10 protein-coding genes are annotated in these 13,634 nt (G+C 52.9%); 6 read left to right on the forward strand and 4 right to left on the reverse strand.

The features are described from left to right. Window positions 1-24: 24 nt before the first annotated feature. Together NST69_RS08795 and NST69_RS08800 are read left to right on the forward strand one after the other, a co-directional pair. The gene (locus NST69_RS08795) at window positions 25-2,955 is read left to right on the forward strand and encodes an insulinase family protein (RefSeq protein ID WP_342549019.1); all 2,931 of its coding nucleotides are present in this window, start codon (window positions 25-27) and stop codon (window positions 2,953-2,955) included. A 161-nt stretch (window positions 2,956-3,116) separates the two neighbouring features. After that, window positions 3,117-4,166, forward strand: coding sequence for an Atu2307/SP_0267 family LLM class monooxygenase (locus NST69_RS08800; RefSeq protein ID WP_342549020.1), 1,050 nt, complete (start codon window positions 3,117-3,119; stop codon window positions 4,164-4,166). 372 nt (window positions 4,167-4,538) lie between these two features. On the opposite strand, the gene NST69_RS08805 is transcribed toward NST69_RS08800, so the two are convergent. Then, entirely contained in the window at window positions 4,539-5,426 is an 888-nt protein-coding gene (locus NST69_RS08805; RefSeq protein ID WP_342549021.1) for a fructose bisphosphate aldolase, read from the reverse strand. 173 nt (window positions 5,427-5,599) lie between these two features. Here NST69_RS08805 and NST69_RS08810 point away from each other — a divergent pair, with 173 nt between their 5' ends. Together NST69_RS08810 and NST69_RS08815 are read left to right on the forward strand one after the other, a co-directional pair. Then, window positions 5,600-6,247 carry a hypothetical protein gene (locus NST69_RS08810; RefSeq protein ID WP_036725428.1) on the forward strand — a complete coding sequence of 216 codons (648 nt, stop codon included), beginning with the start codon at window positions 5,600-5,602 and terminating at the stop codon, window positions 6,245-6,247. Window positions 6,248-6,554: 307 nt separating this feature from the next. Next, window positions 6,555-7,796, forward strand: a complete 1,242-nt coding sequence (locus NST69_RS08815; RefSeq protein ID WP_342549022.1) for an RICIN domain-containing protein — start codon at window positions 6,555-6,557, stop codon at window positions 7,794-7,796. Between the two features lie 100 nt (window positions 7,797-7,896). Here the strand turns inward: NST69_RS08815 and NST69_RS08820 are convergent, their stop codons facing one another. Together NST69_RS08820 and NST69_RS08825 are read right to left on the reverse strand one after the other, a co-directional pair. Continuing rightward, on the reverse strand, window positions 7,897-9,417 hold the full coding sequence (locus tag NST69_RS08820; RefSeq protein WP_342549024.1) for a DUF4179 domain-containing protein: 1,521 nt from the start codon (window positions 9,415-9,417) through the stop codon (window positions 7,897-7,899). Window positions 9,418-9,437: 20 nt separating this feature from the next. After that, a complete protein-coding gene (locus NST69_RS08825) occupies window positions 9,438-9,929 on the reverse strand; it encodes a sigma-70 family RNA polymerase sigma factor (protein ID WP_339255164.1) in 492 nt (163 codons plus the stop codon). Window positions 9,930-10,188: 259 nt separating this feature from the next. On the opposite strand from NST69_RS08825, the gene NST69_RS08830 reads away from it, so the two are divergent. Next, complete coding sequence (locus NST69_RS08830) at window positions 10,189-11,121, forward strand: alpha/beta hydrolase-fold protein (RefSeq protein ID WP_342549025.1); 933 nt, start codon at window positions 10,189-10,191, stop codon at window positions 11,119-11,121. 103 nt (window positions 11,122-11,224) lie between these two features. Next, window positions 11,225-11,611: a DUF1801 domain-containing protein gene (locus tag NST69_RS08835; RefSeq protein ID WP_342549026.1), complete on the forward strand. Its 387-nt coding sequence runs from the start codon at window positions 11,225-11,227 to the stop codon at window positions 11,609-11,611. A 143-nt stretch (window positions 11,612-11,754) separates the two neighbouring features. Here NST69_RS08835 and NST69_RS08840 read toward each other — a convergent pair whose 3' ends face one another. Continuing rightward, complete coding sequence (locus tag NST69_RS08840) at window positions 11,755-13,446, reverse strand: M3 family oligoendopeptidase (protein ID WP_342549027.1); 1,692 nt, start codon at window positions 13,444-13,446, stop codon at window positions 11,755-11,757. Window positions 13,447-13,634 lie beyond the last annotated feature (188 nt).

Here is a 13,634-nt window from a genome sequence, read left to right on the forward strand (position 1 = left end):
CCCTGAACCAAGGAGGGAAAAGTTATGAGCAGCTTAATAGCAGGTGAGGTCTATTCCGGGTTTGAAGTTATACGCAAGGAGTACATACGGGAAATCGAATCCTCCGTATACACGCTGGAGCATCAGCAGAGTGGCGCACGGCTGCTCTATGTACAGAATCAGGATGACAATAAGGTATTCAGTGTCACGTTCCGGACTCCGCCTGCGGACAGCACGGGAGTGTTTCACATTCTGGAGCATTCGGTCCTCTGCGGCTCCGGCAAATTCCCGGTGAAGGAACCGTTCGTAGAGCTGCTGAAGGGCTCGATGAAGACGTTCCTGAACGCTTTTACCTTTGGCGATAAAACAATGTATCCGGTAGCCAGCCAGAATGACCAGGATTTTGCCAATCTGATGGAGGTCTATCTGGACAGCGTCTTTCAGCCGAACATTTACAGTCAGCCGGAGATTTTCGAGCAGGAGGGCTGGCACTATGAGTTGCCCAATTCGGGGGATGAGCTGATCTATAAGGGTGTCGTCTACAATGAGATGAAGGGCTCGTATTCCTCGCCGGTGACGGTGCTGATTGACCGGATCAAAAAATCGCTCTACCCGGGTACGATCTACCGTCACTCCTCCGGCGGTGATCCGCAGCATATCCCTGCATTGACCTATGAACAGTTTCTGGAGGCGCACCGGAATTATTATCACCCCTCGAACAGTTATTTCTATCTCTATGGTGATTTGAATATCGAAGCACGGCTGCAGTTTATCCATGAAGAATATCTCAGCCGCTATACCCGCAAGGCTATGGATACTTCGATTGCACTACAGGCACCGACCGGCATGACCCAGCTTACGGCGGAGTATCCCATTCTGGAGACGGAAACGGCTGCCGACAAGACATATTTGAGCTTGAATTATGTAATTGGGACCTCTCTGGACCGGGAGCTGAATCTGGCTTTTGCCATTCTGAAAAGCATGCTGATGGACAGTAGCGCCGCCCCGCTGAAGCAAGCGCTGCTGGAGAGCGGCCTTGGCAAGGATGTGGTTGCTTTTTATTCAGATAGCATGGTTCAGCCTATGCTGGGTATTGCCTTGACGCATTCCAACCCCGGTGCCAAGGAAGAATTCGTGAATCTCGTCAGAGCTACCTTAAGCCGACTTGCAGCTGACGGACTGGATGAGAAGCTGGTGCTCGCTGCGGTGAACAGCAAGGAATTTGAACTGCGGGAAGCCGATTTCAGCCAATATCCGAAGGGTCTCACCTACAATATGGAAGTGATGAAGGCCTGGCTGTATGACGGCTTGCCGTCCACGTATCTGGAGTATGAAGCAGCGATTACGGCGATCCGTGAGCAAAGTGGTGAGCGGTATTTCGAGCGCCTGATTGAGACCTACCTGCTGAACAGTAACCACTGTAGTGTCGTTGTCCTCCAGCCCTCACAGACTCTGACGGGGGAAAAGGATGCGGCGGTCCGCAGCCGTCTGGCGTCATACAAAGCGTCTTTGGCCCCGGCCCAGCTGGATGAGCTGGTGCTTAGCACGCAGAAGCTGCTGGCCCGTCAGAACACACCGGACCCCGCAGAGGAGCTGGAGAAGCTGCCGAAGCTGACCCTCCAGGATGTTAACCCTATTGCCCCGGCCGGGGTACCCACAGTTGAGGTTGCGCTGGACGGGATTAAGGTGCTGCATCATGAAGTGGCTGCCGGTGCAATCGCCTATATCAAGCTGTACTGGGACACCAGCGTGCTTGCAGCGCAGCAGATTCCTTATCTGGAGCTGCTGGCGAGAGTGCTCGGACAGCTGGAGACGGAAGCCTATAGTATTGAGGAGCTGACCAGTGAGATCGGGATTACAACCGGGGGCATCCGTTTTCAGAATGAGGTGTTCGGAGCCGGGAAGTCTGCGGAGGGAAGCTATCAGGCCAAATTCAGCGCGCGGATCAAGGTCATGCAGGGCAACATCGGCGGTTCCCTGAAGCTGCTGCATGAGCTGCTCTACGGCAGCAATCTGGATAACCTGTCCAAGCTGCAGGAGATTGTCCGCCGGGAAGCCTCCGGCATGGAAGCGATGCTGACCCAGAAAGGCAATGAGATTGCAGCCAGCCGGGTGCTGTCCTACTTCTCGGACCGGGGGATGTACGAGGAGCAGCTTGGCGGCGTGGCGTATTACCGCTTCATCAAGGAGCTTGCCCGCAGCATTGACCAGCAGGCTGAAGGGCTTGCAGATACCTTGAAGGAAATCTGCGGCTTGTTGTTCAATACGCAGAATCTGACGCTCTCCCTCACCGGTACGGCGGATTCGTATGCAGAATTCGCCGCACATGTGCAGGAGCTGGACCTGAGCAGACGGGTGGTAGAGTCCCTGCCGCTCTTATCTGCACAGGGGCAGGCGGTCAACGAAGGCTTCATGTCCGCGAGCCAGGTGCAGTATGTAGTCAAAGGTTATGATTACAAGAAGCTGGGCTTCGCCTATTCCGGCAAGCTGCAGGTGCTTAAGAAGATCCTCAGCCTGACCTACCTGTGGAATACGGTCCGGGTCAAGGGCGGAGCGTATGGCGGCAATCTGCTCCTGCGCCGCGACGGGGTAATCCTGTTCACTTCCTACCGCGATCCGAACCTGCTGGAGACGCTGGAGGTCTATGACCGGGCCTCTCAGTTTGCCGGAGAATATTCGGCTGATGAAGCGGAGATGGAGAGGGCGATTATCGGGACCCTGGCCATGCTGGACCAGCCGCTGAGTCCCGGCGCTACAGGCCGTCAGGCGGACCGGCATTATTTCGAGCAGATTACGGCGGAAGACCTTCAGCAGGAACGTAATGAAATCCTGTCAGCCACAGCCGGGGATATCAGGAGCTATGCCAGTCTGCTTGCGGCGGTAACGCAGCAGAATTACTTCTGTGTAGTCGGAGGCGAATCCAAGCTGAAATCGGCTTCAGGTGCTTTTGGCAGCCTGGAGGAGCTGGTGAAGTAAGCGGGAGCGGCTACGATTAGCCAGCTAATACGAAACAGGGTGCCTCTGGAGCTGTTAATACAGCCGGGGCGCCCTGTTTGCTGCGGGTTAAAGTTTTCTTTGAATATTTGACTATTTAGTTTTAGAATATAAAGATTACTGACTTTTAGGAGGAACAATACGTGGAACTTGGAATAAGCACCTTTGTCGAGACAACGCCTGATGTGAATACCGGAGTGACTCTTAGCCATGCGGAGCGGCTGCGCGAAGTGGTGGAGGAGATCGTGCTTGCGGATCAGGTGGGACTGGATGTATACGGCGTGGGTGAGCATCACCGGCCTGATTTTGCAGCTTCATCGCCTGCTGTGCTAATGGCGGCGGCTGTACCGCTGACGACCCGAATCCGCCTGACCAGTGCGGTCATGATTCTGTCCTCAGCCGATCCGGTGCGGGTATTTCAGGATTTCGCAACACTGGACGGGATATCGGGGGGCCGTGCCGAGATTATGGTGGGCCGGGGCTCGTTCACCGAGTCGTTTCCTCTATTCGGCTATGATCTGAAGAACTACGAAGAGCTGTTTGACGAGAAGCTGGACCTGCTGCTCAAGCTGCGGGAGCCCGGCAAGGTGAGCTGGAGCGGCAAGCACCGTCCGGCTATAACGAATCTGGAGATCTATCCGCGCCCGGAGCAGAATCCGCTGCCGGTATGGATTGCGAGTGCGGGAACGCCGGAGTCTGCGGTCCGTGCGGGTACCCTGGGTCTGCCCTTTGCCCTGGCGATTATCGGCAATGTGAACCCTTCCGATTATGCCATGCATGTACGGCTCTATAAGGAGGCAGCAGCCAAGGCGGGTCATGATGTGTCCAAGCTTCCAATTGCTTCACACTCTCATGGTTATGTTGCGGAGACGGACGAGCTTGCGGTAGAGGGCTTCTTTCCGTCTACACATGCGCGGACGAATGTCCGGGCGGTGGAAAAAGGACTCCCTTCGTATCACCGTGCGGATTACGATGCCGCCCGCAGCTTTGACGGTGCTCTATATGTGGGCGACCCGGACACAGTTGCCCGCAAAATCCTCCACCTCTACGAGCATGTAGGGATCACCCGCTTCCTGCTGCATGTCCCGCACGGCTCCATGCCGCATGCCCAGGTGATGCAGGCCATCCGCCTCTTCGGGACAGAGGTAGCGCCTAGGGTGCGGGAGGGAATTAAGCGGTTGAAGCAAGCATAGCTCCTGCTAGAGCAAGAGCGCTACTGCTATGAAATCCTGCCTGAAATACAACATTCTCTCCACTAAACAGGTCTTGATCGAAGATTGTTGCAGGAAAGGCAGCATTACCCCTCTTTTGTGCGGATTAGCTTGAAAAAACCTGTATATCATGCAACATCTCTCCCGCATACCCAGGTATACAGAACTGGAAGTTGCAGATCCTGCAACACTTTAGATTTGTTGCGGTGACAGCAGCGATCAGCCGGTGATTTATCAGGCGTAGTTTTGAGTTCGGAACTTATATTCGGAATATACAGAAGAGGACCCCGCGGCACTAGGCCTGGGGTCCTCTTCTGTATATGGAGCTATGAGCTTAAATGAGCATGGATCTGATCAAGTAATCGACGCCTCATAGATAGCCTGGATAGACGCCACGAGGGTGCTGTTGAATGCGTCCTCCGTCTGCTGATCGCTGAGCCCCTGGGATAAGGCGCGGGAGAAGCTGGCAATCACTCCATGCTGCCGGGCGAGCTTCTCGTTGGCTTCAGCCTGGGTATACCCTCCTGAGAGTGCTACGATCCGAACCACATGGGGATCTGCGGCGAGCTCACTGTATAAATTATCCTCTGTCGGGATCGACAGCTTGAGCATGACCTTCACGCCATCTGGCAGCTCAGACAAACGTGCGGCCAGTTCCCGTTTCAGCAATTGCTCTGACTCCTGCTTGTCCTTGCTTAGGATATCTACTTCCGGTTCAATAATCGGAACGAGTCCGAAGGCGGCGATCTGCCGGGCCAGCTCGAACTGCTGCTCCACGACCTGCCGGATACCCTCCGGGTTCGCCTCATGAATTACGGAGCGCATTTTGGTGCCGAAGATATGCTTGCTGACTGCCCGCTTCAGCAGATCATTGAGGGCGGGGATAGGCTTCATGAGCTGGACTCCGTGCTGAGGAGCGGCCAGTCCCTGGTCTATTTTGAGAAAAGGCACGACGCCCTTCTGCTCCCACAGGTAATCGGCGGTATATTGCCCGTCTATGAGGCGGTCCATCGTGTTCTCGAACAGAATTGCACCTAGAATATGCTCCCGGTTAAAGGCGGGACTCTGAATAATACGTGTTCTCATGCTGTGAACCATGGTGTACATCTCTTCGTCCCCTGAATAACGGTCTTCCTTAATACCGTATTGCAGCAGTGCTTTGGGGGTGCTTCCTCCGCTCTGATCCAGAGCAGCTATAAAGCCTTGGCCAGTGTGAATCCGGTCCAATTGTTCAGTATTCATGGTTGGTTCATTCCCTTCTGCAAAATGAGATGGTTACTGTACCCTGTCTAGTATAGCACTTGCGCATAAGGACATACATGGGGATCCGGCAGAGCTTTCCATTTGAGTTGAGAGATATGGTATGTTACCTTGTTCAATAGGATGGTATGATAGAAAGTGGGGTGAATTTAATTATGACAAACGAAACTACCAATGAGACCACGAATGAGCCGGTGAACGGTGAAGCGGAAGCTGCCGGGCAGGCCATGACCGAAGAGAATTGGAATGAGTTGCTCAAGGCTGTTTTTCATAACGGCATTGTAGCGCTCAAAATGAGCTTCAGCGATGTGGAAGGACAGGTGCTCAACCTGGACAACTACGGCCCGGTATTTGTATTCCGTGTGAAGGATAAAGATAACGCTGATTATTACTGCGGCTTCTTCCTTCGTGAGCTGGCTGGCCGGTTCCAGTCCGGCAATAGTCCGGAGATCTGGATGGCGTCCTTCTTCCACGAGCTGATGAAGACCAAGGGAGGCAACTCCATGCCTAAGCCGCTCGCCAGTGAAGAGGAAGCCAAGGCCGCTGTCGATAATGTGCTGGTTCCGATGTGTATCGCCGCTGTAACGGAGGAGTTCGCACCGGAGCAGGTGCATGCCGGACTGGCCTGGAACGAGGAGCATGGACCGGTCTTTGAAGCAGGCTTCCCTGCAATCACGGACGGAAATAACGTATGCGCTATCCCGCTCCATCTGTTACTGACGCATCTGCAGCTTAACCGTGATCCTTCGGAGCTGCTCGTGCAAGGGATGTATAAGATCCGCGAAGAGCACGGACTCGAGTAGTACGGCAATCAAGGTATCATCATTGCAAAAGCATGAACCGCCTCCGTTGGAGAGCGGTTTTTTGCTGTGGCTGGGCTTGATGAGGCAGTGTCTTACGAAAGGACGCCCTCTCCTTTTCCTCCAGGTTTGCTGAATTGTCAAATTTCTGGTTCTTCCGGGAAGCAAAAACGATATATATGGGATGTAGCAGAAGAAGGCGCTGCCATTATCAATGTCCGAAACCGGTTGGGTAAGGTTTCAACTGCACGAACGTACGCGTGCATTGAAATAAGGCTGGCCATTTTGAAATCAATAGAGGAGGGCAATAATGCTTAAAAGAGGTAAATTCTTAAGTCTGTTCATGCTGTTCACGTTATTCATCGCACTGGTCCCTGCGGGGAGCGCAAGCGCAGCAACCTGGAATCTGGCCTGGAGCGATGAGTTCGACGGCTCCTCCCTGAACACCGCTAACTGGACAGCTGAGATTGGCACAGGGACCGGCGGCTGGGGCAACAATGAATTGCAATACTATACGAACCGTTCACAGAACCTGAAGGTTACCGGCGGCAACCTGGTCATCACGGCGCAGAAAGAATCCTATGAAGGCATGAATTATACCTCGGCGCGGATTAAGACACAGGGACTCAAGAATTTCACCTATGGCAAAATCGAAGCCAGAATCAAGCTGCCTTCCGGCCAGGGATTATGGCCTGCGTTCTGGATGCTCGGCTCCAATATCAACACCCCGCCCGGCTGGCCTGCCTGCGGTGAGATCGATATTATGGAGCGGGTAAATAATAACGCTGCCGTCAACGGTACGGTGCACTGGGATGCAGGCGGCCATGCCGAATTCGGAAGGGTATCCGGTAATCTGGATTTCTCCCAATACCATGTATACAGTGTGGAATGGGATTCGAAGTACATCAGATGGTTCGTCGACGGCAACCAGTTCAATGAATTCTATATTGAGAACGGAACCGGCAATACGGAGGAATTCCAGAAACCGTTCTTCCTGCTGCTGAATCTTGCGGTAGGCGGCAACTGGCCTGGTGCTCCGAATGGCTCGACCAGCTTCCCGGCACAGATGCTTGTGGATTATGTACGGGTATATCAGGCGGGCGCTCCTTCGAGCGGCATTGTCAGCGGCGGAGTCTACACCTTGATGAACAAAGCGAGCGGAAAAGTACTGGATGTGACGGATGTCTCTACGGCAGACGGGGCCAAAATGCATCAGTGGACTAATTACACCGCCGCCAATCAGCAATTCAGAGTGGAGAGCACGGGAGACGGCTTCTACAAGCTTACAGCGATGCATAGCGGCAAGCTGCTGGATGTGCCGAATGCCTCCACGGCAAGCGGAGTCCAGCTTCAGCAGGCGAATGACAACGGCAGCAACGCCCAGCGGTGGAGCATCATCGATGTGGGCGGCGGATATTACAAGCTGATCTCCAAAGCCAGCGGGCTGGCCATGGATGTCTCTAACTCCTCTACCGCAGACGGAGCGGTCGTGCAGCAATGGACGGATAACGGAACCGACGCCCAGAAATGGCAGCTTATTAAAATTAATTAGGAGCGGACGAAGCAGAGGAATGCTTATACTGCTGTAAAAGGGCTTAAGAAAGGGAGAAGCCCCGCAAGCCTGTCGGCTGGGCGGGGCTTCTTGCTGTATTCTATTTCTTTGAGAACAACTCGATACTATGCGTCTCCATAATTGGATTCCAAATGCGCCAGACCGATTGGGTAAGCGGCTGCGGGTAATCTGCAGCTTGACTGCCAAAAGATAAACTCATCTCGACAATTCCCGTACCATCTCTAGAGACCGTGGTTCCGCCGAATTCGATTAGTGGCGTTTCCCGATTGGTTCTATCATGCACCTGGCCGCTGGCATCGGTGAATTTGTCGTCCAGTCCTACGCCGATGGACTCTGCCTGTACCGCCCCTTGCGAATCGGTATAATAAAACATGTCGGTCACCTTGCGCCGGAGCAGAATCTCTTCAGCCGCTGCATTATGTTCTTGTTTGGAGGTGATCATTTCCCAATCGTTTGTCGGTGCTTCAATCACTTGCTGCTTGTTCGGATCGACCACAAATTTCATACGGTCCGGCTCCAGAGCCGAGATACCGGCAATCTTCAGCGTGGCAGAGTCCGGCTGGTTAAGCTGGGTATACCTGAACACCAGCGTTGCCTGAGAGTGGTCTTTGTACTCCTCGGAATTATCGGCCGTGATTCTGCCCGGATAGACCAATTTCTCGGTTTGACTCCCAGTCGTTGCGATCAGAACAGGATTCAGCAGGCTGAAAATCTGTTTGGTGTTCGCCTCGTCATACTCCAGATCGACATAAGTATTGAACGGAGTATACTGCACTTGGCGCACTTTGATCTGTTGACCGTCCACTGTAAGCGTGCGATTCACAGAGAGTGTGTGCACCTGGTCTTTGAATTCGTCCGGGTCAAGCTGAAACGATACCTCCAGGCTGGTCCGATACTTGTTGCTGCTGGAAACGAGCGCCTGATCGGACGTTCCGGTTAGAATTACAGTGAACTTCACCTCCTTGGATGCAGTGATGGCAGCCGGATAGTTAGTGGAATAAATAAATTTCTTGTCTTCGCCGGGCTGAATTCTGGATTCGCCACTGTACACTAATTCCAGGGCTGCGCCCCGATGCGGATCCGGAACCTCATAATCACCGAATTGAATTTTTGTATGCCCAGGATTGACTACTTTATCCGTACCATTGTGCACATTGAATAGGATATACACTTTACGGCCATCTGTGACGGCGCCATCCACATCCATACGATATCCTTTGTTTGATGCGCTTTGACGCACCGGTTGGACCAGATTTCGTTCCAGGATGCCGCCAACCAGCTGGTTTTTTAATGGCTGTTTGCGATAGTCCGCAAAATCATTCCAGCTTGTGGTACTGGCCGCCTGCACTGAACCGCCGAGGACCGAATCGTCTGTACCTTCGGCCGGCAAGCCGATGGATGAGACAAGCACAAAAATGGCTGCGGCCGCGGCTAATACGGCGCCGGCCCCATAGGAATAGAAACGCCGTTTGCTGCGTTTTTTCCCTTGCGCCATTCCACTGCGCATTGCATTATGAATTTTCAATTCTTGAATCTCCTCTGCATGAAGATGGACCTCCTGGGCATCCTGTTTCAGGACACGCTCTTCTTTTTCCAACATTTCTGTCACCTCCGATTTGCTCACAGATATTTCCGCAACAGCCTAAGTCCTTCACGCAGCCAGGTTTTGATCGTGCCTTCGGGCTTATTCAGTACCTTGGCAATTTCAGTGGTCGTCATATCCTGGTAATACTTGAGCATCACAGCATGCCGGTATTTCGGCTTCATCCGGCTCATCGCCCGCTCCAGATCGAGACGGTCGCTGCTCCTCATCTCCTGGGGCTCCTCCTCCAGCTTCTCTGTCAGCACAACGCGTTTTTTACGCCTTAGCTCATCCATGCAGCAGTTGATGGTAATTCGGAGCAGCCATGGTGTGAAGGCCTGCTCGTTCTTAAGCTGTTTACGCTTCATCCAGGCCCGGCACGAGGCTTCCTGCACCGCTTCCAGGGCATCTGCTTCTGAGCGCAGATAGCTGTACGCGAGTGCATACAGTTTACGGTGCTCCTTTGCAAGCCGCTCATAGAACACCTCTTCATCCATCAGCGCCAGATCTGCTGTATTGGCTTTGTTCATTGTCTTCCCCCCATTCACCATCCCCTCTTCCTTGTTGTGTTGGTCTATGGAAGAAGTCGTCCTCGTAATATGTTTTCATAAGTAAGACGGAGCTGACCGGAAAAACGATTGATTTTTATTAAAACACATATAAGATCGGCCAGCCAGTGACAAACAGGCCGCAGCCAAGCGGTATAATTGTACTACTATAAATATCCAGATTTGTGGTACTGTTAATTGTAGGTGCTACGATTGTGTCGGAGAACGGGAGGCGGTCGATATGAAAGGTTCTCGAAGCTCCAGGCTGTATCTGCTTCTGATCATACTGTATATAGTGCTGGGTGGTTGTTCACGGAACTCAGGCGAAGACTCTCAAGGGGCAGAAGACAAGGTTGAGACGGTACCGCTGCAAAGCCCAGGCGTACAGAATCTGGTTTTTCACAGTGAGGCCCTCGACCGGGATATGCGGCTCAGTGTCTATCTTCCTGCAGGGTATAATGCCTCTCAGCGTTATCCGGTGCTCTATTTCATCCATGGCTACGGCAGCCGGGAGACGGATATTTTTGACGGACTGAACCTTCAGCAGAATGCAGAACGACTGATTGAGGCCGGTCAAATCGAGCCGCTCATTATCGTCGCTCCCCAGATGGACAACAGCTACGGGCTGAATGCTGTAGCTAATCCGGGTGATCCCGCAGCGCTGGGCGGTGAACGGTATGAGGATTATCTGGTCAAGGATGTTGTGGAGTATACAGATTCACATTTCAAAACTCTGGCTGAGCGCGATTCCCGCTATATTGGCGGTATATCGATGGGAGGTTTTATCAGCCTGCATTCGGCGTTTTTGCATAGCGATGTCTATAGCAGGGTTGGCGGGCATAGCCCGGCGCTATTCCTGGATGACTGGTCTCTTGCCGGAGGCGAGAACGGCCTGGTCCAGTTTCTCTATCCGACGGAAGCGCTGCAACAGGAGCGTGACCCGCTTCTTTTGGCGCAGAACAGGGACTTATCGAAGTTGAGTATCTACCTGGACTGCGGGGCGGAGGATAGCTACCGGTTCTATGAAGGCACGGAGCAGCTGTATACCCTGCTTAAGGAGAAGGGCGTGCCGGTAGAATATCACCTCAGAGCAGGCCAGCATGACGGGGACTATTGGAAGAGCCACATGGACGAATATTTGAAGTTCTATGCCGGGAGGACAGATGGATCATGACGCTTAGGAATTACAATTTGAATTTTGAAAAGCTGTGTGCTACATATAAGTTGGGCTTACTTTAACTGCGTCTATGAACCAACCCAAGGGAGATGAAGCCGAAGTGGAAAAGAATAAAGTTACCTATGAATCGGTGGACCAGTATATTGCTGCCTTTGCACCGGAGGTCCAGGAGCTACTGCAGAGCTTGCGTAAGGTCATTTCGGAAGCCGCGCCGGAGGCAGTGGAGAAGATCAGCTATCAGATGCCGACCTGGTTCCTGCATAAGAATCTGGTGCATTTTGCCGCCTACAAGACGCATATTGGGTTCTACCCGGCACCCAGTGGAATCGAAGCCTTCAAGGAGGAACTGGCGCAGTACAAAGGAGCCAAGGGTTCGGTGCAGTTTCCCATCAAGGAGCCGCTCCCTTATGAGCTCATTACCAGAATCGTCAAGTTCAGAGTGGAAGAGAATCAGCAGCAGGCTGCAGAGAAGCGGAAAAAGAAGTAAGAGGACGGGCTCATGTCGATCCAATTTAAAATTAGGGGCTGTCCAGAAGCCGTGAACTGGCTACTTGGGACAGCCCCTAATAGTTGACGCTACGCTTGATGGTGAATATAACTTAATTGTATTCGGTGTATGAATCCCAGTCCCTAAAGCGCCTTATCGTCTATGCTGTTCAGCCAGCCCTCAATCTCTCCGATGACCGAGCCGATGCAGCCATCCTCGAACGGGGAGGTTAATCCGGCAAGCTTCACCAGCTCCGTGAAGGAGCGGCTGCCTCCGGCCTGGCAGAGCTTCAGATAATCCGGCCAGGCCGAGGCGAAGTCCTCATTCGAGCGTTTCCAGAACTGGAAGGCGCAGAGCTGGGCAAGGGTATAGTCGATATAGTAGAACGGAAGACGGAAGATATGGGCTTGCTTGTGCCAGAACCCGCCCTGCTCCAGGTATGCGTTGCCGTCATAATCGCGGTGCGGCAGGTATTTCCGTTCAATATCCCGCCAAGCCTGTTTGCGTTCCTGCGGCGTAGCTTCCGGATGCTCGTACACAAAATGCTGGAATTCATCGACAGATACGCCATAAGGAATGAACTCCAAACTGTCCGCCAGGTGGTTGAAACGGTACTTATCCGCCTCCTCCTTGAAGAACAGGTCCATCCATGGCCAGGCGAAGAACTCCATACTCATCGAATGAATCTCAGCGGCTTCGGAGGTCGGGAACGCATATTCAGGAACCTTCATATTCCGGCTGGAGTATACCTGGAAGGCGTGTCCGACCTCATGGGTTAGCACATCGATATCCCCGGAGGTTCCATTGAAGTTGGAGAAAATGAACGGCGCGCGGTAGTCGCTGAAGTAGGTGCAGTAGCCGCCGAATTCCTTGCCTTTTTTGCTGACCAGATCCATCAGCCCGTTCTCCTGCATGAAGCTGAAGAATTCACCAGTCTCCGGGGACATCTCCTGGTACATCTTCGCACCATTCGCCACGATCCAGTCCGGGTCTCCCTTAGGGGTAGCGTTGCCGGAATTGAACTTAATCCCCTCATCGTAAAATTTCAGTCCGTCCAGCTGAAGGCGTTCGCGCTGGCGCTGCTTCAGCTTCCCGGCAACCGGCACGATATGCTCATGCACCTGCTTGCGGAAGCCTGCTACCATCTCAGCATTATAATCGGTACGTCCCATCCGGTCATACCCGAGCTCCACGAAGCTCTTGTATCCCAGCTTGGCAGCGATTCCCGCCCGGACCTTCACCAGCTCGTCATAGATCCGGTCGAATTCGGGTTCATGCTCTGCCATGAAGGCATTACGGGCTTCGAATACGCCTTTGCGAACTTCACGGTCCGTGGAAGAATCGAACGGAATCAGCTGTGCCAAGGTGCGTTCTTCGCCCTGAAACATGATTTTGGCGGACGCGATCAATTGGGAGTATTCGGAGGACAGCTTATTCTCCAGCTGCAGATCTTCAATCACTTCAGGGCTGAAGGTACGCAGTGAGATTTCGGCCAGGCTTAACAGCTGTGTTCCCCATTCCTGCTCGAACTCGGCTCTGTACTTGGAGTTGACGAGGGCTCTGTAATAATCCGTGATGTACTCCTGAATTACCGGCCCGGTCTCGTCCATATAATCCTGCTCTGCCTTGTAAAATGCATCCTCCGTATCAATGGAGTGGCGGACACTCACGAGCGTCTCCATCGTATCGAAGCGGCTGCGCAGCTTATTGATTGCTGCCACGGCAGCTTTTTGCTCCTCCAGATTGCCTGTCTCCAGGTCCTTCAGCAGAGTGGTGAACTCCTGCTTGAATTGCTCCACATCCGGGCGTTCGTATACATATTCTGAGAATTTCATTTGCTGTATCGCATCCTTTCTTTACCATATAGTTTCTATTATATAATCGGCGCCCGCAAAAAACTAATGTTCAGGCCGTAAAGTTTGATTATAGCTAATTGTGGGTGCAGCAGCGTCTAGTGGTTGAATGGATATGGAAATTATTCTAGAATAGAGTTAATCTGCACCAATTATTGAATCCCGGGAGG

This window comes from Paenibacillus sp. FSL P2-0089, from assembly GCF_038595095.1.
GTDB lineage: Bacteria > Bacillota > Bacilli > Paenibacillales > Paenibacillaceae > Paenibacillus_AQ > Paenibacillus_AQ silagei.

Coding starts and splice junctions, on each gene's coding strand:
- NST69_RS08840 (WP_342549027.1), bottom strand. CDS start 13,446: ATGAAATTCTCAGAATATGTATACGAACGCCCGGATGTGGAGCAATTC.
- NST69_RS08815 (WP_342549022.1), top strand. CDS start 6,555: ATGCTTAAAAGAGGTAAATTCTTAAGTCTGTTCATGCTGTTCACGTTA.
- NST69_RS08820 (WP_342549024.1), bottom strand. CDS start 9,417: ATGTTGGAAAAAGAAGAGCGTGTCCTGAAACAGGATGCCCAGGAGGTC.
- NST69_RS08830 (WP_342549025.1), top strand. CDS start 10,189: ATGAAAGGTTCTCGAAGCTCCAGGCTGTATCTGCTTCTGATCATACTG.
- NST69_RS08810 (WP_036725428.1), top strand. CDS start 5,600: ATGACAAACGAAACTACCAATGAGACCACGAATGAGCCGGTGAACGGT.
- NST69_RS08795 (WP_342549019.1), top strand. CDS start 25: ATGAGCAGCTTAATAGCAGGTGAGGTCTATTCCGGGTTTGAAGTTATA.
- NST69_RS08825 (WP_339255164.1), bottom strand. CDS start 9,929: ATGAACAAAGCCAATACAGCAGATCTGGCGCTGATGGATGAAGAGGTG.
- NST69_RS08805 (WP_342549021.1), bottom strand. CDS start 5,426: ATGAATACTGAACAATTGGACCGGATTCACACTGGCCAAGGCTTTATA.